The following is a 23,082-nucleotide window of genomic DNA, read 5'->3' on the forward strand; positions in this document are numbered from 1 at the left end:
TTCCCCATGTGAGAGTAGGTCATCGTCAAGATTAAATTCCAGAACCCCTGTTTGCTTACGCAGACAGGGGTTTTGTTTTGGGCGGTCGGAAAGGTGGTCTTCAGTGCTTCCTTGGCAGTGTCTACTAAAGGCTTTTGTATCGCTCTCCTCAAACTGCAAGATCGTACAAGAGCGCTCGACCCTTCCTTCGATAGTCTGACAACTCTCACCTACCAGAGGATCTGTCATGACTCAGCAGCACCCAGCACAACCTGTCAATCTCGCGCAAAAGGCTTCGCTCATCAGTGAGCAGTGGAGCCCGAGAGTCGTCGCCGAGATGAACGACTACCAGTTCAAGGTTGTACGCATCGAAGGCGAGTTCATCTGGCACTCACATCCAGAAACCGACGAAGCGTTTTTCGTGCTTGAAGGGACACTGCGCATCGACCTTCCGGACGGTCCCGTGTATGTGGCACCGGGTGAGCTGTATGTCGTTCCTCGCGGAATAGAGCATCGGACGGCTGCCGAAGGCGAAGCCAAATTGATGATGATCGAACCACGCGGCATCTTGAACACCGGCCATGAAGGGGGAGACCGCACCGCCATGAACGACCTGTGGATCTGAAATCCCCCCGCTGTTCGAGGCCACCGTTGCCATCTGGTAACAGTAGCCTCATCCCCTGATGCTCGGTGCCGTCTGACTCAACGGCACCACACGGCTCTTCCCAGGTACCGTTGGGGAAATCGATGCAAAGTGTTTCTGCATTTTTGGTATGGTGCAGCACATTTTCACAAGGATTGAGCTTTTATCCGCAGGACGCGGCGTCGACCTTTTTCAACGAGATGCTGTAGAAATGCCTCAACCAATCCCGATCAAAGACCACGAAAACGAAAACCGCCTGGTCAACAAGCGCCTGCTCGCCTGCGCCTTGTTGGTGATCGGCATCACCTGCGCCCTGGTGGGCCGCCTGTATTTCCTACAGGTTGTGCAATTCGACTATCACTCGACGATTTCTGAAAACAACCGTGTCCACGTACTGCCCATCACACCGACTCGCGGCTTGATCTATGACCGCAATGGCGTCGTGCTGGCCGACAACCGTCCAAGCTACAACCTGACCATCACCCGCGAGCGCACCACCGACCTCAAGGGCGAACTGGACGCGATCGTCAGCCTGCTGCACCTGCCGGCAGAAGACCGTGCCGTATTCGACAAGGCGCTGAAGCAGGCGCGGCATCCTTTTGTTCCGGTTACGTTGTTTTATGAGCTGACCGAAGAACAGATCGCCGAACTCGCCGTCAACGAATTCCGCCTGCCCGGTGTAGACGTCGAACCGCAATTCGTCCGCCACTACCCCCTGGGCGCGCACTTCGCTCACTCCATCGGTTACGTTGGCCGCATCAACGAAAAAGAATCCAAGGCCCTCGACTCGGTGGAATACCGCGGCACGCAGTCCATCGGCAAGACCGGCATCGAGCGTTTCTACGAGTCAGAACTGCATGGTCATGTCGGCTATGAAGAAGTCGAGACCAATGCGCAGGGGCGCGTACTGCGTGTGCTCAAGCATACCGACCCGATCCCCGGCAAAAACATCGTGCTGAGCCTCGATGTCAAACTACAGGAAGCGGCGGAAGAGGCGCTGGGCGATCGTCGTGGCTCCGTGGTAGCCCTCGACCCGCAAACTGGCGAAGTACTGGCGATGGTCAGCAAACCCAGCTTCGACCCCAACCTGTTCGTCACGGGCATCAGCTTCAAGGAATACGCCGCCCTGCATGATTCCATCGACCGGCCGCTGTTCAACCGCGTCCTGCGCGGTCTCTATGCGCCGGGTTCGACGATCAAGCCGGAAGTGGCCATCGCGGGTCTCGACAGCGGGGTAGTGACGGCCCAGACCCGCGTGTTCGATCCCGGTTACTATCAATTGCCCGACTTTGACCACAAATACCGCAACTGGAACCACAGCGGCGACGGTTGGGTGGATATGGACGCCGCCATCATGCGCTCCAACGACACCTATTTTTACGACCTGGCCCACAAGCTCGGCATCGACCGTCTGCACGACTACCTGGCCGAGTTCGGCCTCGGCCAGAAAGTCTCCCTGGACATGTTCGAAGAGTCGGCCGGCCTGATGCCGTCCCAGGCCTGGAAGCGCGCGACCCGGCGTCAGCCCTGGTTTCCGGGCGAAACGGTGATCCTCGGCATCGGCCAGGGTTATATGCAAGTCACGCCGCTGCAACTGGCCCAGGCCACTGCGTTGATTGCCAACAAAGGCGTGTGGAATCGGCCGCACCTGGCCAAGACCATCAACGGCGTGGCACCGGTGGACGAGCACCCGATGCCCAACGTGGTCCTCAAGAACCCGCGTGACTGGGAGCAGGTCAACCACGGGATGCAACTGGTGATGCACGACCCGCGCGGGATCGCCCGGGCGGCCGCGCAAGGCGCGCAATACCGCATCGCCGGCAAGAGTGGTACCGCGCAGGTGGTGGCGATCAAACAGGGCGAGCGCTACAACCGCGACAAAACCCAGGAGCGCCACCGTGACAACGCGCTGTTTGTCGGGTTTGCGCCAGCGGAGCACCCCCAGATCGTGATTTCGGTGATGATCGAAAACGGCGAGGCCGGTGGCCGCGTCGCAGGCCCGGTGGTGCGCCAGATCATGGACGCCTGGCTGCTCGACCACGAAGGCCACTTGAAGCCGCAATATGCGACGCCGAGCAAAGCCCCCGGCGACCCCCACGTCTGACTCACAGTTGCCATTCGTCCCACGGCTGCACGCCCTCATGCGCCAGCCACGGCACATCGTGGGCCGTCCAGATATGCGCGGTGGGCCTGATGCTCGGATCATCGTCCAGCGTCGCCACCCGCACAATCACATGGGGCTGATGCCCGCGCTCGGCCATCAGGTGTGAGCCACAGCGCGAGCAGAAGCGCCTGAATTTGCCTGGCGAGGATTCGAAGGCCGCCAACAGTTCTTCGCCCTGGGTCCAGCGAAAGTGCTCACGCATTACGCCGGCGGTGCTCACAAACGCTGCCGCATGCACCTTGCGACAGCTGTCGCAGTGGCAGTGGCTGATGGGCATGTCCAGGCTGTCCACCTGGTAGCGCACGGCTTTACAGAAGCAACTTCCATTCAACGGGTCAGTCATAACCTAAGGGCCTGGACAACAATGGGGGCATCATCATCGCGCAGAACCCAAGGTTGCGCATTGGTCGATGTCGCCTACTGTCAATGGAGGAGGTGACGTATGCACGTATCAGATCGTATAGAACGGAAAGTCCTACTGAACGCTCCACGCAAAAAAGTGTGGGAGGCACTCACCGATGCCGAGCAATTCGGCCGCTGGTTTGGCATCGCCCTCAAGGGCAAGACCTTTGTCGCCGGGGAAACGATCGAAGCGCCGATCACTTACCCAGGTTACGAACACGTGATCTGGAAAGCCAAGATCGAACGCATCCTGCCGCAGACGCGGTTTTCTTTCTCGTGGCACCCCTTCGCCGTCGAAAAGGGCTTCGACTACGACAAGGAAACACCGACGCTGGTGGAGTTCACCGTTGAAGACCGCACCCCGGGCATTCTGCTGCGGGTCGTTGAATCCGGCTTCGACACAGTGCCCGAAGCCCGCCGCCTGAAAGCCTTCAAAATGAATTCCCGCGGCTGGGACGAGCAAATGCGCAATATCGAAGGCTACCTGAGCCACTTCCATCAAGGCATCGCCTGAGGCGATTGCGCTCTGTGCGCGTTAACGTGCTGCGTTTGGCCGGATGCCGGGTAGAATCACGCCCTGAACGTGATTCCTGAGGTGCGGCACGGTGGATTTACAGCAGGGTTTTGTCCTGACCCGGCATTGGCGCGACACCCCGGCGGGGACGCAGGTCAGCTTCTGGCTGGCCACCGACCAGGGGCCGCGGCTTATTCGCCTCCCTGTGCAAAGCTCGGTGATATTCATCCCCGAAGCCCATCGCAAGCCGCTGGATTGGCTGCTCAAAGACGAGCGCGATATCGAATTGCGCCCGCTGGAGCTGTGCGATTTCCATCACCGCAAGGTATTAGGCCTCTACACCCGCCAGCATCGGCAACTGATGGACCTGGAAAAGCGCCTGCGCGCCGCCGGTGTCGATGTCTACGAAGGTGACGTGCGCCCGCCCGAGCGCTACATGATGGAGCGTTTCATCACCGCCCCCGTGTGGTTCGACGGCACGCCCGACGCCAGCGGCGCGCTGCTCGAAGCGCAGATGAAACCCGCCCCCGACTACCGTCCGCCGCTCAAACTGGTGTCCCTGGACATCGAGACCACCGCTCAGGGCGATCTGTATTCCATCGCCCTCGAAGGCTGCGGCGAGCGCCAGGTGTATATGCTCGGCCCGCCGAACAAGAGCGACGCGGTGGACTTCAAGCTCGACTACTGCGACACCCGCGGCCAATTGCTCGAACGCCTCAACCAGTGGCTGGCCACCCATGACCCCGATGCGATCATCGGCTGGAACGTGGTGCAGTTCGACCTGCGCGTACTCCACGAACATGCCCAGCGCCTCAACGTGCCGCTCCTGCTCGGCCGCGGCGAAGAGCCCATGACCTGGCGCGAACACGGCAGCCGCAATCATTACTTCGCGGCCGCGGCGGGGCGGTTGATCATTGACGGTATCGAAGCGCTGCGCTCGGCCACCTGGAGTTTTGAGTCCTTCAGCCTGGAAAACGTCGCGCAAACCCTGCTCGGCGAAGGCAAGGACATCTCCACGCCGTACCAGCGCATGGACGAGATCAACCGCATGTTCGCCGAGGACAAGCCGGCCCTGGCGCGTTACAACCTCAAGGACTGCGAACTGGTCACGCGGATTTTCGCCAAGACCGAGCTGCTCAAGTTCCTGCTCGAACGCGCCAGCGTCACCGGCTTGCCAGCCGACCGCAACGGTGGCTCCGTGGCCGCATTCACCCACTTGTACATGCCGCTGATGCACCGCCAGGGCTTCGTCGCGCCGAACCTGGGCGACAAGCCGCCCCAGGCCAGCCCCGGCGGGTTTGTCATGGATTCACGCCCCGGCCTCTACGAATCGGTGTTGGTGCTGGACTACAAAAGCCTCTACCCGTCGATCATCCGCAGCTTCCTGATCGACCCCGTAGGCCTGGTCGAAGGCCTCAAGCACCCCGATGACAGTGCGTCGGTGGAAGGCTTTCGCGGCGCACGGTTCTCCCGCACCCGGCACTGCCTGCCCGCCATCGTCGCGCGTATCTCCGAAGGCCGCGAAGAGGCCAAGCGCGAACACAATGCACCGTTGTCCCAAGCGCTGAAAATCATCATGAACGCCTTCTACGGCGTGCTCGGCTCCAGCGGTTGCCGCTTCTTCGATACGCGCCTGGCGTCCTCGATCACCCTGCGCGGCCATCAGATCATGCGCCAGACCCGCGAACTGGTCGAAGCCCAGGGGTATGAAGTGATCTACGGCGACACCGACTCGACCTTCGTCTGGCTCGGCAGCGCGCATTCCCAGGAGGACGCCAGCCGCATCGGCCAGGCGCTGGTACGGCACGTCAACGATTGGTGGCGCGCACATTTGCACAACGCATTCGGCCTGCACAGCGCGCTGGAGTTGCAATACGAAACCCACTTCACGCGCTTCCTCATGCCGACCATTCGCGGCGCCGAGGAGGGCAGCAAGAAGCGGTACGCCGGGTTGGTGGTGCGCGGCGATGGCAGCGAAGAGATGGTCTACAAGGGCCTGGAAACCGTGCGCAGCGACTGGTCGCCCCTGGCCCGGCAATTCCAGCAGGAACTCTACCAGCGCATCTTCCACCGCCAGCCCCATCAGGATTACGTGCGCGACTACGTGCGGCGCACCTTGAGCGGCGAATTCGACGAGTTGCTGATCTACCGCAAGCGCCTGCGCCGCCGGTTGGACGACTACGAGCGCAACGTCCCGCCCCACGTGCGCGCCGCGCGCCTGGCCGACGACTACAACGACCGCATGAACCGCCCGCGTCAGTACCAGCGCGGCGGTTGGATCAGCTACGTGATCACCGTCAACGGCCCGGAGCCGCTGGAGGTGCGCCAGGCCCCGATTGACTACGACCACTACGTCACGCGGCAATTGCAGCCGGTGGCCGATGCGATTCTGCCGTTTGTGAATGACGACTTCGGCACCCTGGTCGGCGGGCAAATGGGCCTGTTCTGAAGTACTTGCCTCGCGTGGCTAAGCGGCTACGCTGTTGGCGTGCTCGGCAACTGCTACCTCACATTCAGGAGGAACCCCCATGTACACGCTCTACGGCACCGACGACTCCGGCTCATGCATGATTGAAATTGCCCTGCCGCGTTGCGCGGTGCCGTGGCATCGGGTGGACGCCAGTTCCTGGCAGGACGGCGAAGGCAGTGCAGCGCTCGCACGGATCAACCCGCTCAAACAGATCCCCACGTTGGTGACGCCGGACGGCCAGGTGCTGACGGAAAGCGCGGCGATCCTGATCCACCTGGGCCTGGAATTCCCGGCCGCCAACCTGCTCGCCGGCAACCGCGGCCAGATCCTCCGCGGCCTGGTGTACATCGCCGCCAATTGCTACTCGGCGATCGGCATCATCGACTACCCGCAACGCTGGCTGGGCAACGCCGATGAGGCGGCGCAAGCGCAATTGATCAGCGGCACGCGCGACTACCTGCACCAGGCCTGGAGGGTGTTCGCCGATCAGTTTGCCGACCAATTGTTCGCCCCCGACCAGCAGCCGAATGCCCTGGGCATCATGGCGGCGGCGGTGTCGCACTGGGATGCGGCGCGAGAGGCATTGCAAGCCTCGCGGCCGGCGTTCGCCCAGACCCTGGCCCGGGTGGACGCCGACCCGCTCGTCGCGCCGGTGTTCGCTCGGCATTGGCCGCAGCAATGACAGTGCCGCGTCCTATCGCCTGGCACGTCACGCGCTGGTGCGACGACCCCTATAGCCAAGGTGCCTACAGCGCAATGTTGCCGGGAGGCGATGTCAGCCTGCGGCGCCTGCTCTCGACGCCGATTGATAATCGTCTGTTCCTCGCTGGGGAAGCCTTCAACCACGATCATTGCGCCATGACCCACAGCGCTTGGGACAGTGGCATCCGCGCGGCGGATGCGGTGGCCGGCACCCGCGCCCGCAAGGTCATCGTTATCGGTGCCGGGTTTGCCGGCCTGAGTGCCGCACGTGCGTTGCAGGCGCAGGGTTTGGAGGTGCGCGTACTCGAGGCGCGCAACCGCATCGGCGGGCGCGTGAACAGTGTGGCCCTGGGTGACCATACGGTGGATGCGGGGGCCGCCTGGTTGCAGCACTATGCCCTCAACCCGCTGGCCCGACGTGCCGAGCAGTTGGGCCTGGAGCGACGGCCTACCGATTTCTCGCAACCATTGGCTGCCGCGTGGGATGGCCCCGTACCGGACATCAATGGCGCGTATGAACGCTTGAAACAGGCCATTGATCGTCATCAACCCTTGGCGCAGGGCATCGATCAATACCTTGCGACCCTCAATGCCCCCGAACGCCGCGCTGCCCGCTATGCCATCGACGCTAACCTGATCCTCGAAGCCGGGTTGCCCCTGGACCAGTTGTCGACGCATACGCTCGACGAGGAGGGCGTTGGCCACAGCGACCAGTTTCTGCCTCAAGGCTATCGGCAATTACTGGAAGACGCCGCCAGCGGCCTGAATATCCACCTCAATCACCCCGTGCAGCACGTTGCCTGGGACGAGCACGGCGTGTGGGTCGATGCCCTCAATGCAGATGCCTGCATCTGCACGGTGCCGATACCGGTACTCAAACACCTGCACTTTACGCCAGGCTTGCCGACGGCTTACCGAGAGGCCCTGGCGTTTTTCACCATGGGTCGTCTGGAAAAGGTCGTGCTGCAATTCGACCAGCGCTGGTGGCCGGTTTCCCGCGATGGTTATCTGCGTTGGTACGATCACCCCGCCAATTGGGGGGAGTGGCTGGATTTGACCGATGCCGTGGGTGCGCCGCTGATTGCCGGGTTGATCGCCGGTGATGCGGTGGACCAGCACTATCGAGGCCAGCTTGACGAGCAGATCGCACTGCAAGCCTGCGAAAAACTTGCGGCCTGGGCCCGCGCAATCAAAGGAAACAATGACTGCTAGCACTCGTCACCCCTTGCGTAGCCGGCGTCCTGACCTACGCTTTCTCAAGGCGGTGTAGGAATCATCCTTGAATTTGGCTGTCGCAGACATGAAACTCAAGAACCCTGCATGGAATTCAAAGGAGGTACGCATGCTCATCCGGTCGCTGACCCTGGCTACCTTGATGGCTTTTACGGGGCCGTTGTTGGCTGCTGATGATATCAACCCGCTCAAGCAGGATTTGGGCAAGGCCCGGCCGCTGGTGGTGGTGGAGCTTGATTCCGGCAATGACACATTGGCCAAGCTCAAGAAACAGCTGGACGAGCCTGCCACCAAGCAGTCCTTTGAAGAGCGCGGCATGGTGTTGTACACCGTGAAGTTCGGCAGCATCGGTGCCGAAGGGGAGAAGTTCGCCAAGGACCCCAAGGACAACAAGAAGCTTGCCCCGCCTGAAACCAACGCGCTGATCCGCGCCCTCAAATTAGGCGCCGGCAGCGGCACCAAAGTGATCCTGGTCGGCAAGGACGGCGAGAAGAAAGTCGAGAAGACCGTGCCGCCGGATACCCTCAACGTGAGCGAGTTTTTCAGCGCCATCGACCAGATGCCGATGGCCGAGAAAGAAGCGGCTGCCGTTGCGGAACCCGAACCTGTCGCCCCCGCGCCAGGCAAGAACGCCAAGCCCGCCAAACCGGCGAAACCCGGCAGCAAACCGGCCCCTCAGCCATTGGATGACTGAGGCTTATCCTTCGGCGGGCGCGCGCCCATAGATATCGTCGAAGCGCACAATGTCGTCTTCGCCCAGGTACTCGCCGCTCTGCACCTCGATCATCACCAGCTCGATGCTGCCGGGGTTGGTCAGGCGGTGTTTGTGCCCGGCCGGAATGTAGGTGGACTCGTTGGCGTTGATCAGCAATTCCCGCTCGCCATTGGTGATCTGCGCGGTACCGCTGACCACCACCCAGTGTTCGCTGCGGTGGTGATGCATCTGCAACGACAGTGACGCCAGCGGCTTGACCACAATGCGCTTGATCTTGAAGCGCGCACTTTCCTCCAGCACCGTGTAGGTGCCCCATGGCCGCGTCACCGTGCGGTGCAGGTTGTACGCCGGATGGTTCTGGCGCTTGAGCTCGGCCACGATGTGGCGCACATCCTGGCTGCGGTGGGCATCGGCGATCAGCAGGGCGTCGGCGGTGTCGACGATGATCAGGTCGCGCACGCCCACCACGCCCAATACCCGCCTGGGCGAGTCGATGTAGCAGTTGTGGACGTCATGCAGAATCGCTTCGCCATTGACCTGATTGCCCTGGGCATCGCTGGGGGTGAGCTGACGCAGGGTTTCCCAGGAGCCGATATCGCTCCAGCCGATATCGCAGGGCACCACGGCCACCTGCGTGGACTTCTCCATCAGCGCCACGTCGATGGACAGGTCCGGCGCGCCGCCGAAGCCATCGGCATCCAGTTCGCGCTGGCGCGAGGTCGTATTCTGCAGGCTCTGGCTGTGCGCCAGCGCGCTCTTGGCGGCCGCCAGCACCTGCGGGGCGTGGGTGGTCAGCTCGTTCACCAGGGTGCTGGCCTTGAAGCAGAATATGCCGGCGTTCCACAGGTGCTGGCCGCCGTCGAGATAGCCTTGCGCGGTGGCCAGGTCGGGTTTTTCGACAAAGCGTTTGACCCGGTTTCCCGCACTCAACGCGGCGCCTTGTTCGATGTAGCCGAAGCCGGTTTCCGGGCGATCAGGCTCAATACCGAAGGTCACCAGGTAGCCGGCTGCGGCCAGCTCGCGGGCCTGGCGCACGGCCGCGGCGAACGCGCTTTCATTGAGGATCAAGTGGTCGGCGGGCATCACCAGCAACGGTGCGTCGTCGCCGAAGTGCTCCAGCACATGCAGCGCCGCCACCGCAATTGCCGCTGCCGTGTTGCGGCCGAAGGGCTCCAGCAACAAGTCCAGGGGCAGGCGGGCTGTGTTCACCAGGCGGTAGTCATCCAGCGTGCGAAACAGCAGGTCACGGTTGGTGACCGTCAGCACGTTTTCCACCCCGGGCAGGCGGCTGGCGCGCAGGAAGGTTTTCTGCAGCAGGCTCTGGCCATCGCGCATACGCATGAACGGCTTGGGCATGTTTTGCCGGGAGACTGGCCACAGTCGGGTACCCGAACCGCCGGAAATGATGCAGGGAATTAATCCGTCGTGGGTATTCATCAATAAACTTCTTGGGGGGGAAAGGGCAGCCCGCGCTTCGGAATCGAGCTTCGTCGCAATCGCGCTGCCCCGTATCATCGGCGACCCGCCGCGCAGCGGCAACTGCGACGCGTATCAACCCAGGCGCGCTGCCGCCCGCGCAGTGATTTCTGCGCGGACCTTGCGCGACTCTGCCGTGCGTTTGTTGGCCTCTTCCAGCACGGCCTTCGGCGCGGTATCCGGCCGGCCGGCATTGAACGGTGGCGCCGGGGCGTATTCGATCTGCAACTGCACCAATTGCGCTGTTGCTTCGTCGTACAGCTCAGCGGCCAGGGTCAGGGCGAAGTCGATCCCCGCAGTGATCCCGCCGCCGGTGAGCAGGTTGCCGTCCCGCACCACGCGCGCCTGAACCGGAATGGCGCCGAGCGGGGCGAGCAGGTCGTGATAGGCCCAATGGGTGGTGGCCTTGCGCCCGCGCAGCAAACCGGCCGCACCGAGCACCAGCGAACCGGTGCATACCGAGGTGACATAACGCGCGGTGAGCGCCTGGGCCCTGAGGAAGTCGAGGGTCTGCGGGTCTTCCATCAACGGGCCGACGCCGCTGCCGCCAGGGACGCAGAGCACATCCAGGTGTGGGCAATCGGCGTAGGTCATGGTCGGCGTGAACACCAGCCCGGTGCTGGAGGTAACCGGCGAAAGGTCTTTCCACACCAGGTGCAACTTCACATCCGGTAGCGAGCCCAAGACGTCATAGGGGCCGGTGAGGTCCAGTTGCTGGATGCCGGGGAACAACAGAAAACCGATCTGCAAGGTCATGAATGAAGCTCCGATAAGGGGTGGACGGTTTCACTCTAGAGGCCTAGGCTTTGGCGAATACGCCATTGAACCCACGAATCACGCCAAACATGCCGCGCATCATTCATGTACTCGCTTTTGATAATGCCCAAGTGCTCGACGTGACCGGGCCCTTGCAGGTGTTCGCCTCGGCCAACGACCTTGCGCGCCAGCGCGGTGCGCCGTTGCCCTACGCGGTTTCGGTGATCGCCGCCCAGGCGGCGCCGGTGATGACCTCCGCCGGCCTGGCGCTGGTGGCCGAGCCGTTGCCCGCCGTCGACACGCCTTGCGACACCCTGCTCATCGCCGGCGGCTGGGGTGTCTATGGCGCCGCCGAAGACCTGGCGCTGGTGGACTGGGTGCGCGAAAAAGCCCGGCACACCCGGCGCATGGCCTCGGTGTGTACCGGGGCTTTTCTGCTGGCGGCCAGTGGTTTGCTCGACGGCTGTCGCGTGGCGACGCACTGGACACGCTGTGAAGAGCTGGCGCGCAAGTTCCCGGCGCTGACGGTGGAGGCCAACCCGATTTTCATCCAGCAGGGCACCGTGTGGACGTCGGCCGGTGTAACCGCCGGGATCGACCTGTGCCTGGCCTTGGTGGAACAAGACCTGGGCCGCGCCGTGGCCCTGGAAGTCGCGCGGCACCTGGTGGTCTTCCTCAAACGCCCCGGTGGCCAATCGCAGTTCAGCGTGACCTTGTCATTGCAAAAAGGCGACAGCCGCTTTGCCGAGTTGCACGCGTGGATCGCGGAGCACCTGACCCTCGACCTGACCCTCGCCACCCTGGCCGCCCAGGCCGGCATGAGCGAGCGCAGCTTCGTGCGTCACTACCGCGCCGAAACCGGCCAGACCCCCGCGCGCGCGGTTGAGCTGATCCGCGTCGAAACCGCCCGCCGGCAACTGGCGGACAGCAGCACATCGATCAAACGCATCGCCGTGCAGTGCGGGTTCGGTTGTGAAGAGACCTTGCGGCGCAGCTTCCTGCGGGTCTTGTCAGTCACGCCGCAGGCTTATCGCGAGCGCTTTTCGCCAGCGGCCTAGGCGAGCAATTCCAGGAGTGCCTCAAGGGTCGCTTGCGGCGCTTCCTGAGGGATATTGTGGCCGACGCCGGGCAGCACCTGCCGCCGATAGAAGCCGCTGAAGTGCTGCGCGTCGTCATCCTCCAGCGGCGGCGGGCCCACGCCATCATCGGCGCCGCACAGCGAAATCGTCGGCACCGTGATCGGCGGTTGCAGCGCCAGCGCCTGTTCGATGGGCGCCAGTGCGGGATCGCCCGGTGCATACATGAAGCGGTGACGGTAGGAATGAATCACCACGTCGACAAAGTCCGGGTTATCGAACGATGGCGCGCTCTGGCCATAGAGGCTGGGGCCTGCCGCCCAGGAGGGCGACCACAGTGACCACAGCAATTGGCAAAACGCCCGGCGATTGGCGGTCAACCCATCCACGCCACGCTGGGTGTGGAAATAGTACTGGTACCACAACCGATGCTCCGTCTCTGGCGGCCTGGGCTCGAGCGACTTGGCAATGTCCTGGATGTTGTAGCCGTCCCCGCTCACCAACCCGCGCACGCGCTCCGGCCACAGTGCCGCGACAATACAGGCGGCACGCCCACCCCAGTCGTAGCCCGCCAGGGTGGCCCGCGGGATACACAGCGCATCCATGAACTCCAGCAGGTCCTTGGCCAACGCTGCCTGTTGCCCGGAGCGCATCACCTGCGCGTTGATAAACCGCGTCGGGCCATAACCACGCAGGTACGGCACCCACACCCGACAGCCGCGCTCGGCCAGGGCCGGGGCGATATCGTCATAGCCGCGAGGGTCGTAGGGGAAACCGTGCAGCAGGATCACCGGTTCACCGTCGACGGGGCCGTGGGCTTCATACGCCACATCGAGCATCGAGGTGCGTACATAAAACAGCGCAGGGGCGATGGGCATGATGGGCTCCTATCGGGTGGGCGATGACTGCCGATGACACTACCGCCGATCCATTAACGCCACAAGGCTGAGAGCGTCGAGGGCCAAGAGTGTCCGGCGTTCAAGTTGCCCGACCCACCGTCATCGCGGCCTCGCTGACCCTCGACGGGTAGCGTTCAAGGCTGCCACACCGTCTTCGCGCCGCTCAACTTGCGGTCCAGAAACGTTGCCGCGCTGATCAGTGCCAAATGGCTCAACGCCTGCGGCGTATTGCCCAGGTGGCGCGCCTGGTTGTCGAACTCTTCGGCGTACAACCCCAGCGGGTTGGCGTAGCGCAGCAACTGCTCAAACTCCAGATGCGCCTTTTCGACCTGCCCGGCGCGGGCCAGGCATTCGACGTACCAGAACGAGCAGGCGGCAAACGCGCCTTCGGTGCCTGGCAGGCCGTCGATCCGGCTGTCGTCGTTGCGATAGCGATAGACCATGCCGTCGCGCACCAGGCTTTTCTGGATCGCTGCCAGCGTCGAGAGCCAGCGCGGGTCGGTGGCGGCGACGAAGCGCATCAGCGGCATGAGCAGCATCGAACCGTCCAGCGCGGTGCTGCCGGTATGCTGCACAAAGTGCCCGCGTTCTTCGTTCCAGAAATTGCCCCAGATATCCGCGTAGATCGCCTGGCGCGTCTGGTCCCAGCGCGCGAACGGCGCCGGCAGCGAGCGTTTGGACGCCAGGCGGATCGCACGGTCCAGCGCCACCCAGCACATCAGCCGCGAGTGCAGGAAGTGATGCTGCTCGCCGCGCATTTCCCAGATACCCACGTCTTTGCGGTTCCAGATATCACAGACCTGATCCGCGAGTTCGACCGTGTGTTTCCAGCCGTCGTGGGAAATGGCTTCGCCGTATTTGTTGACCAGATAAATCGCGTCCATCAACTCGCCGTAGATGTCCAGTTGGACCTGGTCGAACGCCTCATTGCCGATACGCACCGGCGTCGCGCCGCCATGCCCGCGCAAGTGCGTCAGCTGAGTTTCGGGCAGTTGCTGGCGGCCGTCGATGCCATACAGGATGTTGATCTTGACGGGCTGGTCGCTGCAGTCGCTGACGCGCTCTCTGAGCCAACGCATGTAGTGGTTGGCTTCGTCGACAAAACCCAGGCGCATGAACGCGTAGACCGTGAACGAGGCGTCACGGATCCAGGTGTAACGGTAGTCCCAGTTGCGCTCGCCGCCGGGCGATTCGGGCAGGCCGAAGGTGGCGGCGGCGATGATTGCGCCATGTTTGCGCGAGGTCAAAAGCTTCAAGGCCAGGGCCGAGCGGTTGACCATTTCGCGCCAGCGCCCGCGGTAGTTCGATTGCGCAATCCAGCCGCGCCAGAACGCCAGGGTGTGCGTCAACGCCAGGTCGGTGCAGCTGCTGTCGACGCGCGGGTCGTCCTGCCCGCCGAGGACGAATTCGGCGCCTTCTTCCTGGGCCAGGACGAAGCTGGCCACTGCGGCGTTGTCTTCGACCTGCAGTGCGTGGCTGCTCGACAAGCGCAGACCGGGCTGGCCGTGGGCGGCGAAACACACCGTGCCGTTGTCGAGGCTGGCATGGGTGGGCGCGCGCGCATAGTCATGACGCACGGCGCAGCGCAGGTGGATCGTCACCTGGCCGCTGACCGCACGCACGCGGCGAATCAACAGGGGCAGGTCGTCTTCCTCACCGATGGTCAACAGGTCAGTGATCTCCACCACGGCGTCATCGCTGAGCCAGCGGGTCTGCAGCACGTTGGTGTCGGGCAGGTAGATCTGTTCGCGGCGGGCGTTGGGCAGGTCTGGCGTGAGCTGGAAAATGCCGGCGTCGGGCGTGTCGAGCAGCGCGCAGAAGATCGACGGGCTGTCGAATTCCGGCCAGCAGAAAAAGTCGACGCTGCCCTTGTCGTTCACCAGGGCGGCGCTGCGCATGTCGCCGATGATGCCGTGGGCGTCGATGGCGCTCTGTGGCTCGTGCTTGAAATCAACCATTGCCGCCCCCGGTCACCAGGGCTACTTGTTGCTGCCGCGAGAGATGCATCCGTTACCCACCGTTGAGTTGCGTTCAGTTAGCTGACTGGCGGGGCAGGGCACAAGTTCACCGAAAAACACCACAACTTGGCTGGCGCTCGCGGTAAATGACACACCGCTCGCCAGCAGAACCCATTCACTTCTCCCATTGCTCAAGCAGAATCGAAACAAATTTCTCCGCCGCTGGAGATAACGAGGCTCCACGGCGGTAAACCAGTCCCAATGAACGGTTCACAATGGGCTCTATCAACGGGATGCTGACCAACGTCGGATGATCCACGGCAGGCATCGCCAGGCTCGGCACGGCCGAGACACCGAGGCCGGCTTCCACCAGGCCCAGCGACGTCGAAAGGTGTTGCACCTCATAGAACCACTGCGGGCGCCAGCTCAAGCCCGATAACGCATGATCGAGCAACATCCGGTTGCCGCTCAGGCGTCCGACCCCGATCAAGCGGTAATTGCTGAGTTCAGACCAGGTCACCGCGCTACGTTCCGCCAGTTCATGATCGCGTCGACACGCCAATACAAAAGGCTCGTCGACCAATGGCACAAACTCTATGTCGGGGTGCTGGCCGCTCATCATGTTGATGCCGAAGTCGGCTTCTCCGCGCAGCACGGCCTCCAGGCCTTCGTTGGCGCTGAGATCGAGCAGGCGGATACGGATTTGCGGATAGCGCTCGTTGTAGAGGCGGATGACCGAAGGCAGGAAGTAGAAGGCTGCGGTCGGGATGCAGGCAAGGGTGACCCGTCCGCTCTGTCGCTCTGCCAGCTCTCGGATGTTGAGTATCGAGTCGTCGAAGTCGTCCAGCAGGCGGCGTGCCTTGGGTAGAAAGTCCCGACCAACGCTCGTGAGACTCACCCTTCTGGTGGTGCGATCGAGAAGGGCGGTTCCCAAGCCTTCCTCCAGTTTTTTCATCCTCCGGCTCAGCGCCGGCTGGGACAGGTGCAATGCATCGGCAGCCTCGTGGAAGCTCCCGAGTTCGGCGATTTTCACGAACGATCGTATGTCATTTAGCTCATATTGCATTTTTTATAACTCGATGGAAGAGGGCGGCGGCGTTCAATCATCCTAAGTTTGTCATTCGCTAAACGCAATAATCAGGCTGATATTTGCATTGGAAACATTTTTCAAAGCCTGCGACTCTTGCCTCAAGAGCATTAATCAACCCGATTGATCAATAAGAGTCAGTGGTCATGCAACGAATTCCTTGTGTGCTTATGCGCGGCGGTACGTCCAAGGGGCCAGTATTTCTCGCCTGGGACCTGCCTGATGCGATCGAACAGCGTGATGAGCTGCTGCTCAACCTGATGGGCTCCGGCCATGAGCTGGAAATTGACGGCATTGGCGGTGGGAGCCCGCAAACCAGCAAGGTCGCCATCGTCAGCCCATCGCTGCACCCGGACGCGGATGTCGACTATTTGTTCGTGCAGGTGATGGTCTCCCAGCGTCGAGTCGATACCGCGCCCAATTGCGGCAATATGCTTTGCGCCGTTGGCCCGTTTGCGGTCGAGCAGGGGCTGGTCAAGGCGTCTAAAGGCCTGACGCGTGTGCGTATTCGCAACCTCAACACGGGGACGTTTGTGAACGCAGACGTACACACTCCCGAGGGGACCGTCAGCTACGAAGGCGACACCGCCATTGATGGCGTGCCGGGGACTGCCGCTCCCGTGCAGCTGACCTTCCTGGATGCCGCGGGCAGCAAAACCGGTAAGCTGTTCCCGACGGGGCAGACTCAGGACCTGATCGACGGTGTCCCGATGACCTGCATCGACATGGCGATGCCGATGATGATCATCGAGGCTGGCCAATTGGGTAAACGTGGGGATGAAAGCCCTGCTGAACTGGATGCCGACAAAGCCTTCCTGGGGCGCCTGGAGTCTCTGCGGCTGCAAGCCGGCCTGGCCATGGGTTTGGGCGACGTCAGTGATAAAGTGATCCCCAAGCCCGTACTGGTGTCGCCGGCCAAGGCGGGCGGCACCCTTCAGGTGCGCTATTTCATGCCGCACAACTGCCACCGGGCACTGGCGATTACCGGCTCTATCGGCTTGGCCACCGCGTGCGTCAGCGAAGGCAGCGTGATTGCTCAATTGCTTGGCGGGGTGAGTGAGCCGCGCTTGAAACACGTTCGAATTGAACATCCCAGTGGCGCAATAGACGTTGTACTGTCCTACACCGGGGCTCAGGGTGAGACAATTCGCGCTTCGGTAGTGCGAACATCGCGCAGGCTGTTCTCCGGTTTTGTCTACGCCGCGGCTTCCCAACGACTTGCCGGATAACGTCCTTTAGTCATTGTCGTTTCTGCATCAGCACAATTCTAAAAATGGGTGATGCCATGAAGTTTGTAAAATCGCTCTACGTCCAGATTCTCTTCGCCGTGCTGTTGGGCGTGCTGGTCGGGCATTTCTGGTCACAACAGGCCATAGCCTTGAAGCCGCTGGGTGATGCCTTCATCAAGCTGATCAAGATGATGATCGCTCCCGTGGTGTTCTGCACCATCGTCACCGGAATCGCCGGCATGAGCGACAAGCGCTCCCTCGGGCGTTTGTTGAGCAAGACCATGTTGCTGTTCCTGGGCCTGACCGTGATCAGCCTGATCATCGGCCTGGTGGCGGTCTATCTGTTCAAGCCCGGTGTGGGCATGAACATCGACCCTACCCAGTTGAGCACCAAGGGGCTGTCGCACTACACCGATTCTGCGGCGAAGCTGGGCGTGGTCGAGTTTTTCATGCACATCATCCCCGACACGTTCATCGGTGCTTTCAATAAAGGTGAGGTGCTGCCGGTTCTATTCATTGCGGTGCTGTGCGGGTTTGCGCTTTCGGCCATTGGCGAGCGCGGCAAGCCGCTACTGGATGTACTGGAATCCGCTTCGCACATGGTCTTCAAGATCTTCTCCTACCTGATGCGCTTTGCGCCGATCGGTGCCTTTGGTGCCTTGGCGTTCACGGTCGGGCAGTACGGCATTACCTCGTTGGGCTCGTTGGCCAAGCTGATCATGACGCTGTACATCGCCTGCGCATTCTTCGTGTTTGTGGTGCTGGGGAGCATTTGCCGCGCGCATGGCTTCAGTCTGTGGAAGTTGCTGCGCTACTTGCGCGAAGAGTTCCTGGTGGTCCTCGGCACGTCGTCCACCGAGCCGGTAATGCCGCGGATGTTGGAAAAACTCCAGGCCCTGGGTTGCAACAAAGGCGTGGTCGGGCTGGTACTGCCCACGGGTTACTCGTTCAACCTCGACGGTACGGCGATCTACCTCTCGCTGGCGGCGGTGTTCATTGCCCAGGCCTGCAACATCGACCTGAGCCTGACCCAGACCGTGACCATGCTGGCAATCATGCTGCTGTCCTCGAAAGGCGCCGCTGGTGTCACCGGCTCCGGTTTTGTCGCACTGGCGTCAACGTTGACGGTCATTCACGACATTCCCTTGGCCGGCCTTGCCCTGCTGATCGGTATCGACCGCTTCATGTCGGAAGCCCGGGCCTTGACCAGCCTGGCCAGCAATGCGGTGGCGACTGTGGTGATGTCCCTCTCGGAAAATGCCTGCGATCGCGAAGTACTGATGCGCACGCTGGACGGCAAACCTTCCCCCATTGCCATCTCGGCCCAGGCCCAGAACCCGGACTGGGATGGTGTGACGGTCACGGACCGCGTCTGACCGGTCGCGGCTGCGCCCAGACACCTTAAACACCTCAAATAAACACTCCCCGCCAGGCACAACTGGCGGGCGCGGAGTCGTGCGCCTGTGCGTCGGCCCCGTTACTTATAAGAACAAGAGAACTGACTTATGCTCGCATTACTTGGCTTGGCCATGGTGGTGGTTTTCACCTTCCTGATAATGACTAAACGGCTGTCGCCGATTGTCGCCCTGACGCTGGTTCCGATAGTGTTTGCCGTGATTGGCGGTTTCGGCGGCACTACCGGCAAGATGATGCTCGACGGCTTGAAAATGGTCGCACCGTCGGCCGCGCTCCTGCTGTTCGCGATCCTGTTTTTCGGCTTGATGATCGACGCCGGCCTGTTTGACCCGCTGATTCGCAAGATCCTCAAGCGCGTCAACGGCGACCCGATGAAAATCGCTGTCGGCACCGCGTTGCTTTCGCTGGTGGTGGCTTTGGACGGTGACGGCACCACCACCTACATGATCACCTGCGCAGCCATGCTTCCGCTGTATAAGCGCATCGGCATGAACCCGATGATTCTGGCGACCATTTCCATGCTTTCGCTGAGCATCATGAGCGGCATGACCCCCTGGGGAGGGCCCGCGACCCGCGCGATCGCGGCGCTGGGCCTGGATGCCGGGGCCTACTTCGTGCCCTTGCTGCCGACCATGATCGGCGGCGCGATGTGGGTGGTGTTCACCGCGTTCCTGCTGGGCCGCGCCGAGCGCAAGCGCATCGGTAACATTCAATTGGAGAGCGGCGGCGGTAATTGCTACATCAACGCAATACTCGAGGACACGCCGCACAAACGCCCGAAACTGGCCTACGTCAACCTGCTGCTGGTCATCGCGGTGATGGTCGCGCTGGTGATGGGGATCATGCATTCCGCGATCCTGTTCCTGATCGGGTTCGTCCTGGCGCTGATGATCAACTATCCGCAACTGGACATTCAGAAGGAACGCATCCTTGCCCATTCGGGCAACGCCATGACGGTCGTATTGTTGGTGTTTGCCGCCGGCATCTTTGCCGGGATTTTCTCTGGCACGAAGATGGTCGATTCTCTCGCGCAGACACTGGTTGACTGGATTCCGCCGTCCTGGGGGCACCTGTTCCCGCTGGTCGTGGCCGTTACCAGCATGCCGCTGACGTTCGTCCTGTCCAACGATGCCTACTACTTCGGCGTGGTGCCTATCCTGGCCAACGCCGCTGCGGCCTACGGCATTGATCCGCTGGAGATCGCCCGCGCATCGATTCTGGGGCAACCGGTGCATCTGATGAGCCCGTTGGTCGCCTCGACCCTGTTGTTGGTCGGGATGGTCGATCGCGACATCGGCGATTTCCAGAAAGCCACCGTCAAGTGGGCCGTGCTCACCTCATTGGTCATCACGGCGCTGGCTTTGTTGACCGGGGCGATCAGTCTCTTCACCTGATTCAACCCAACCTCCTGTTTTTCACTGACGCGCCTCACCCGCGAGGCGCGCGATCTCCTGCACGCCAAATAACAACAATGAGTAGTTTGCTATGAACACTGTACATACCCAACGGGTGCTGTTTTCACTGCTTGGTTTGTTGCCGCTGGCCAGTGCCAGCGCCGAAGGATTTATCGATGACAGCAAGCTCAAGCTGCAATTGCGCAACGTCTATTTCAATGAAAACTTTCGCGACGAGCATGGCTTGAGTGCCCGATCGGCCAGGACCGCCAAGAGCGAACGCACCGAATGGGCCCAGGGATTCCTGCTGGATTACCAGTCGGGATTCACCCCAGGCACCGTTGGGTTTGGGGTGGATGCCCTGGGCCTGCTCGGGGTCAAGCTCGACTCCGGACGTGGCCGCAGCGGTACAGGCTTGTTGCCGGTTCACGCTGACGGGCGTGCGGCCGACGAGTTCGCCAGCCTGGGCATGACCGCCAAGGCCCGACTGGCCAAGAGCACGCTCAAATACGGGACCTTGCTGCCCAAGACACCGGTACTGATCTACAACGATGCGCGTCTGATGCCGCAAACCTACCAAGGCGCACAGATCAACAGCCTCGACATCGAGAACCTCAGCCTCACCGGAGGCCACCTCGATCGATTCAAGCTGCGTGACTCCACTGACAGCATGCCGATTGTGCCCGACGGCTATAGCGGTGCTGAATCCGGGGACTTCAGTTATGCCGGCGGAGAATACAAGCTGGGGAAAAACATTCGCCTGAGTTACTTCTACGGCGAACTGGAGAACTTCTACCGGCAGCATTTTGCCGGCATCCAGCACGATCTACCCTTGGGCGGCGGCGTGCTGACCAGTGATTTGCGCTACTTCAACAGTGTCGATAGCGGCTCTGCCTACGGCGGCAAGATCGATAACAACATGCTCAGTGGGCAACTGTCCTACGCCATTTCCGGGCATACCTTCGGTGGCGGGTATCAGACCCTCAGCGGGGATGCCGGGTTGCCATACATCAGTGGCGCGACCGTCTATTCGTTCAGCAACGCCGGTATCGGTAAGTTCATCGAAGAGGACGAGAAGACCTGGATGCTCAACTACGGCTTCAACTTCGCCGCCCTGGGTGTCCCCGGCCTGACCTTTTTCACGCGCTACCTGAGCGGTAACGACGGTAAGTCCAACACCACGGTCAAGGAATGGGAACGCGATGCCGAACTGGCCTACGTGGTGCAGCAAGGCACCTTCAAGGGCTTGGGAGTGAAGCTGCGCAACTACGTCTACCGCTCGGATTTCTCCCGTGGTCGTGACAGTAATCGGATCTACTTCACCTACGACATCGCGCTCTGGTGACCCACTGCTCGCGGCCACGCGACATTCGCGGGCCGCTTTTGCATCGGCGGCTTCATAGGATCGGGGTGAAGGAATCAAATAATGTCGTTCAAAACCAAAATACTGTTGCTGACCTTATTGCCGGTGCTGTTGTTTGCGCTGGTTTTAGGGTTGAGCGCGCGCGGCACGTTGCAGGCCCAGGCCGAGCAGGAAGTCGCACAGACCCGCGAGCGGCTGCTCGAGGAAAGCCGCACCCGACTCAAGGATTACGCGAGCATCGCTCAGACGTCCATCACCGAACTGTATGAGCGGGCGGCTGCCGGGGACCTTTCCGGCCGAGCCTTGGCAATCAGCCGACTGTCCAACGTGAAGTATGGCGATGACGGGTATTTCATCGGCTATGACAGTCAGGTCGTGCGCCTGTTTCGCGGTGACAGCAGCGAAGGCGTCGGCACCAACATGAGTGATCGCAAAGACATCAACGGGAAGTACCTGAACCGCGAGATGGTCGAAGCGGCCAAAAACCAAACGCACTTCGTTACCTATTCGGGTGGGGTCGTCAACACCGATAAGGTAGTGCCCAAGCTCGCTTACAGTTTCTATTTGCCCAAGTGGGACATGGTTGTCGTCACCGCGGTCAATCTGGACAGCATTGAAACCCAGGTCGCCAACGTGCGGGCCGATGTCGAGCTGCGCATACACCACTTGATGCTCAGCATTGCGCTTATCGCTGCCGCGCTGATCGGCATCATCGGGGTACTCGCGCTTCTGCTGGTCAAGCGCAGCTTACGGCCCTTGACCTTGATCCGCGCTCACCTCGATGAAATCGCCGCGGGCGAGGGGGATCTGACACGGCGTCTGCCGCTTGTGAGTCGCGACGAGCTGGGACAACTGGCCGGTTCGTTCAATGCCTTTATCGAAAAGATTCACAGCCTGGTCAGCCAGATCGTCGCGATGAGCGAACAGTTGACCGGGTCTGTCAGCCATGTGGCCGAGCAGAGCCGGCAGATTGACCGGGCCATGGATCGGCAGCGCCTGGAAACCGACCAAGTCGCCGCGGCGATAAACCAGATGTCATCGGCGGCGCAGGAAGTCTCGGCCAGCGCGCACAATGCGGCAAACGCAGCGGTCGAGACCGACAGGCAGTCCCGTCACGCCAGGCAGATCGTCAACGGCAGTATTGCGCGCATTCAGGCACTGACGGTCGAGCTGGATGAGAGTGGCCTGTCGATGAAAAATCTGCAAAACGACGTGACGTCTATCGTCACCGTGCTGGACGTCATTCGCTCGATTGCCGAACAGACCAACCTTTTAGCCCTCAATGCAGCCATCGAAGCCGCGCGTGCCGGTGCGGCCGGGCGCGGGTTTGCCGTGGTTGCCGATGAAGTGAGGGCGTTAGCCAGTCGCACTCAGCGCAGTACCCAGGAAATCCAAGCGATGGTCGAGCGCCTGGAGAGCGCTACCGGCGGGGTGGTCACGGCCATGCACCAATCCACCGAAGCCGCCCAGGGCGCTAACGCCGAAGCCGACCAGGCGGGTGAGTTTCTGGGCAACACGGTCGAGCTGATCGCCACGATCAATGCAATGAACGCGCAAATCGCAAGTGCCGCGGAAGAGCAAACCGCGGTGGCTGAAGAGATCAACC

General features: G+C 61.7%; 19 protein-coding genes. 13 read left to right on the forward strand and 6 right to left on the reverse strand.

Annotated elements, in window-relative coordinates:
- The first annotated feature begins 226 nt into the window (after positions 1–226).
- Together AC07W0_RS28965 and mrdA are read left to right on the forward strand one after the other, a co-directional pair.
- A complete protein-coding gene (locus AC07W0_RS28965; protein WP_046384128.1) occupies positions 227–604 on the forward strand; it encodes a cupin domain-containing protein in 378 nt (125 codons plus the stop codon).
- 229 nt (positions 605–833) lie between these two features.
- The gene (mrdA, locus tag AC07W0_RS28970; protein WP_046483313.1) at positions 834–2,726 is read left to right on the forward strand and encodes a penicillin-binding protein 2; all 1,893 of its coding nucleotides are present in this window, start codon (positions 834–836) and stop codon (positions 2,724–2,726) included.
- A 1-nt stretch (position 2,727) separates the two neighbouring features.
- Here the strand turns inward: mrdA and AC07W0_RS28975 are convergent, their stop codons facing one another.
- Positions 2,728–3,129 carry a GFA family protein gene (locus AC07W0_RS28975; protein ID WP_102618829.1) on the reverse strand — a complete coding sequence of 134 codons (402 nt, stop codon included), beginning with the start codon at positions 3,127–3,129 and terminating at the stop codon, positions 2,728–2,730.
- A gap of 99 nt (positions 3,130–3,228) precedes the next feature.
- On the opposite strand from AC07W0_RS28975, the gene AC07W0_RS28980 reads away from it, so the two are divergent.
- From AC07W0_RS28980 to AC07W0_RS29000, 5 genes are all read left to right on the forward strand, one after another.
- On the forward strand, positions 3,229–3,702 hold the full coding sequence (locus AC07W0_RS28980; protein WP_102618828.1) for an SRPBCC family protein: 474 nt from the start codon (positions 3,229–3,231) through the stop codon (positions 3,700–3,702).
- 91 nt (positions 3,703–3,793) lie between these two features.
- A complete protein-coding gene (locus tag AC07W0_RS28985; protein ID WP_017846920.1) occupies positions 3,794–6,151 on the forward strand; it encodes a DNA polymerase II in 2,358 nt (785 codons plus the stop codon).
- A 79-nt stretch (positions 6,152–6,230) separates the two neighbouring features.
- Positions 6,231–6,854 carry a glutathione S-transferase family protein gene (locus tag AC07W0_RS28990; RefSeq protein ID WP_017846921.1) on the forward strand — a complete coding sequence of 208 codons (624 nt, stop codon included), beginning with the start codon at positions 6,231–6,233 and terminating at the stop codon, positions 6,852–6,854.
- Entirely contained in the window at positions 6,851–8,086 is a 1,236-nt protein-coding gene (locus tag AC07W0_RS28995) for a flavin monoamine oxidase family protein (protein WP_102618827.1), read from the forward strand. The genes AC07W0_RS28990 and AC07W0_RS28995 overlap by 4 nt, the downstream gene beginning before the upstream one ends.
- A 130-nt stretch (positions 8,087–8,216) precedes the next feature.
- The gene (locus tag AC07W0_RS29000) at positions 8,217–8,801 is read left to right on the forward strand and encodes a DUF4174 domain-containing protein (RefSeq protein WP_102618826.1); all 585 of its coding nucleotides are present in this window, start codon (positions 8,217–8,219) and stop codon (positions 8,799–8,801) included.
- 3 nt (positions 8,802–8,804) lie between these two features.
- Here AC07W0_RS29000 and AC07W0_RS29005 read toward each other — a convergent pair whose 3' ends face one another.
- Together AC07W0_RS29005 and inhA are read right to left on the reverse strand one after the other, a co-directional pair.
- On the reverse strand, positions 8,805–10,259 hold the full coding sequence (locus AC07W0_RS29005) for a mannose-1-phosphate guanylyltransferase/mannose-6-phosphate isomerase (protein WP_102618825.1): 1,455 nt from the start codon (positions 10,257–10,259) through the stop codon (positions 8,805–8,807).
- Between the two features lie 114 nt (positions 10,260–10,373).
- On the reverse strand, positions 10,374–11,054 hold the full coding sequence (inhA, locus tag AC07W0_RS29010) for an isonitrile hydratase (RefSeq protein WP_017846925.1): 681 nt from the start codon (positions 11,052–11,054) through the stop codon (positions 10,374–10,376).
- 89 nt (positions 11,055–11,143) lie between these two features.
- On the opposite strand from inhA, the gene AC07W0_RS29015 reads away from it, so the two are divergent.
- Complete coding sequence (locus AC07W0_RS29015) at positions 11,144–12,112, forward strand: GlxA family transcriptional regulator (protein ID WP_017846926.1); 969 nt, start codon at positions 11,144–11,146, stop codon at positions 12,110–12,112.
- On the opposite strand, the gene AC07W0_RS29020 is transcribed toward AC07W0_RS29015, so the two are convergent.
- The 3 genes from AC07W0_RS29020 to AC07W0_RS29030 all read right to left on the reverse strand — a co-directional run bounded on the left by AC07W0_RS29020 (position 12,109) and on the right by AC07W0_RS29030 (position 16,053).
- Complete coding sequence (locus AC07W0_RS29020; protein WP_046483289.1) at positions 12,109–13,008, reverse strand: alpha/beta fold hydrolase; 900 nt, start codon at positions 13,006–13,008, stop codon at positions 12,109–12,111. The genes AC07W0_RS29015 and AC07W0_RS29020 overlap by 4 nt on opposite strands.
- 155 nt (positions 13,009–13,163) lie before the next feature.
- Entirely contained in the window at positions 13,164–14,987 is a 1,824-nt protein-coding gene (locus AC07W0_RS29025) for a glycoside hydrolase family 15 protein (RefSeq protein WP_102618824.1), read from the reverse strand.
- Positions 14,988–15,162: 175 nt separating this feature from the next.
- The gene (locus AC07W0_RS29030) at positions 15,163–16,053 is read right to left on the reverse strand and encodes a LysR family transcriptional regulator (RefSeq protein WP_017846929.1); all 891 of its coding nucleotides are present in this window, start codon (positions 16,051–16,053) and stop codon (positions 15,163–15,165) included.
- A gap of 167 nt (positions 16,054–16,220) precedes the next feature.
- On the opposite strand from AC07W0_RS29030, the gene AC07W0_RS29035 reads away from it, so the two are divergent.
- The 5 genes from AC07W0_RS29035 to AC07W0_RS29055 all read left to right on the forward strand — a co-directional run.
- The gene (locus tag AC07W0_RS29035; protein ID WP_026140015.1) at positions 16,221–17,303 is read left to right on the forward strand and encodes a 4-oxalomesaconate tautomerase; all 1,083 of its coding nucleotides are present in this window, start codon (positions 16,221–16,223) and stop codon (positions 17,301–17,303) included.
- Positions 17,304–17,347: 44 nt separating this feature from the next.
- Positions 17,348–18,679: a dicarboxylate/amino acid:cation symporter gene (locus tag AC07W0_RS29040; protein ID WP_046483283.1), complete on the forward strand. Its 1,332-nt coding sequence runs from the start codon at positions 17,348–17,350 to the stop codon at positions 18,677–18,679.
- A 129-nt stretch (positions 18,680–18,808) separates the two neighbouring features.
- Entirely contained in the window at positions 18,809–20,113 is a 1,305-nt protein-coding gene (locus tag AC07W0_RS29045; RefSeq protein WP_017846932.1) for a CitMHS family transporter, read from the forward strand.
- Positions 20,114–20,204: 91 nt separating this feature from the next.
- Entirely contained in the window at positions 20,205–21,458 is a 1,254-nt protein-coding gene (locus AC07W0_RS29050; protein ID WP_102618823.1) for an OprD family porin, read from the forward strand.
- 81 nt (positions 21,459–21,539) lie between these two features.
- A partial coding sequence (locus tag AC07W0_RS29055) for a methyl-accepting chemotaxis protein (RefSeq protein WP_102651138.1) occupies positions 21,540–23,082 on the forward strand: 1,543 nt, incomplete at its 3' end.

It is taken from the genome of Pseudomonas sp. GW704-F2, assembly GCF_059423025.1.

What these genes read in the sequence shown, in the direction of transcription:
- AC07W0_RS28965 (WP_046384128.1), top strand. Translation starts at nt 227, where the DNA reads ATGACTCAGCAGCACCCAGCACAACCTGTCAATCTCGCGCAAAAGGCT.
- mrdA (WP_046483313.1), top strand. Translation starts at nt 834, where the DNA reads ATGCCTCAACCAATCCCGATCAAAGACCACGAAAACGAAAACCGCCTG.
- AC07W0_RS28975 (WP_102618829.1), bottom strand. Translation starts at nt 3,129, where the DNA reads ATGACTGACCCGTTGAATGGAAGTTGCTTCTGTAAAGCCGTGCGCTAC.
- AC07W0_RS28980 (WP_102618828.1), top strand. Translation starts at nt 3,229, where the DNA reads ATGCACGTATCAGATCGTATAGAACGGAAAGTCCTACTGAACGCTCCA.
- AC07W0_RS28990 (WP_017846921.1), top strand. Translation starts at nt 6,231, where the DNA reads ATGTACACGCTCTACGGCACCGACGACTCCGGCTCATGCATGATTGAA.
- AC07W0_RS28995 (WP_102618827.1), top strand. Translation starts at nt 6,851, where the DNA reads ATGACAGTGCCGCGTCCTATCGCCTGGCACGTCACGCGCTGGTGCGAC.
- AC07W0_RS29000 (WP_102618826.1), top strand. Translation starts at nt 8,217, where the DNA reads ATGCTCATCCGGTCGCTGACCCTGGCTACCTTGATGGCTTTTACGGGG.
- AC07W0_RS29005 (WP_102618825.1), bottom strand. Translation starts at nt 10,259, where the DNA reads ATGAATACCCACGACGGATTAATTCCCTGCATCATTTCCGGCGGTTCG.
- inhA (WP_017846925.1), bottom strand. Translation starts at nt 11,054, where the DNA reads ATGACCTTGCAGATCGGTTTTCTGTTGTTCCCCGGCATCCAGCAACTG.
- AC07W0_RS29015 (WP_017846926.1), top strand. Translation starts at nt 11,144, where the DNA reads ATGCCGCGCATCATTCATGTACTCGCTTTTGATAATGCCCAAGTGCTC.
- AC07W0_RS29020 (WP_046483289.1), bottom strand. Translation starts at nt 13,008, where the DNA reads ATGCCCATCGCCCCTGCGCTGTTTTATGTACGCACCTCGATGCTCGAT.
- AC07W0_RS29025 (WP_102618824.1), bottom strand. Translation starts at nt 14,987, where the DNA reads ATGGTTGATTTCAAGCACGAGCCACAGAGCGCCATCGACGCCCACGGC.
- AC07W0_RS29030 (WP_017846929.1), bottom strand. Translation starts at nt 16,053, where the DNA reads ATGCAATATGAGCTAAATGACATACGATCGTTCGTGAAAATCGCCGAA.
- AC07W0_RS29035 (WP_026140015.1), top strand. Translation starts at nt 16,221, where the DNA reads ATGCAACGAATTCCTTGTGTGCTTATGCGCGGCGGTACGTCCAAGGGG.
- AC07W0_RS29040 (WP_046483283.1), top strand. Translation starts at nt 17,348, where the DNA reads ATGGGTGATGCCATGAAGTTTGTAAAATCGCTCTACGTCCAGATTCTC.
- AC07W0_RS29045 (WP_017846932.1), top strand. Translation starts at nt 18,809, where the DNA reads ATGCTCGCATTACTTGGCTTGGCCATGGTGGTGGTTTTCACCTTCCTG.
- AC07W0_RS29050 (WP_102618823.1), top strand. Translation starts at nt 20,205, where the DNA reads ATGAACACTGTACATACCCAACGGGTGCTGTTTTCACTGCTTGGTTTG.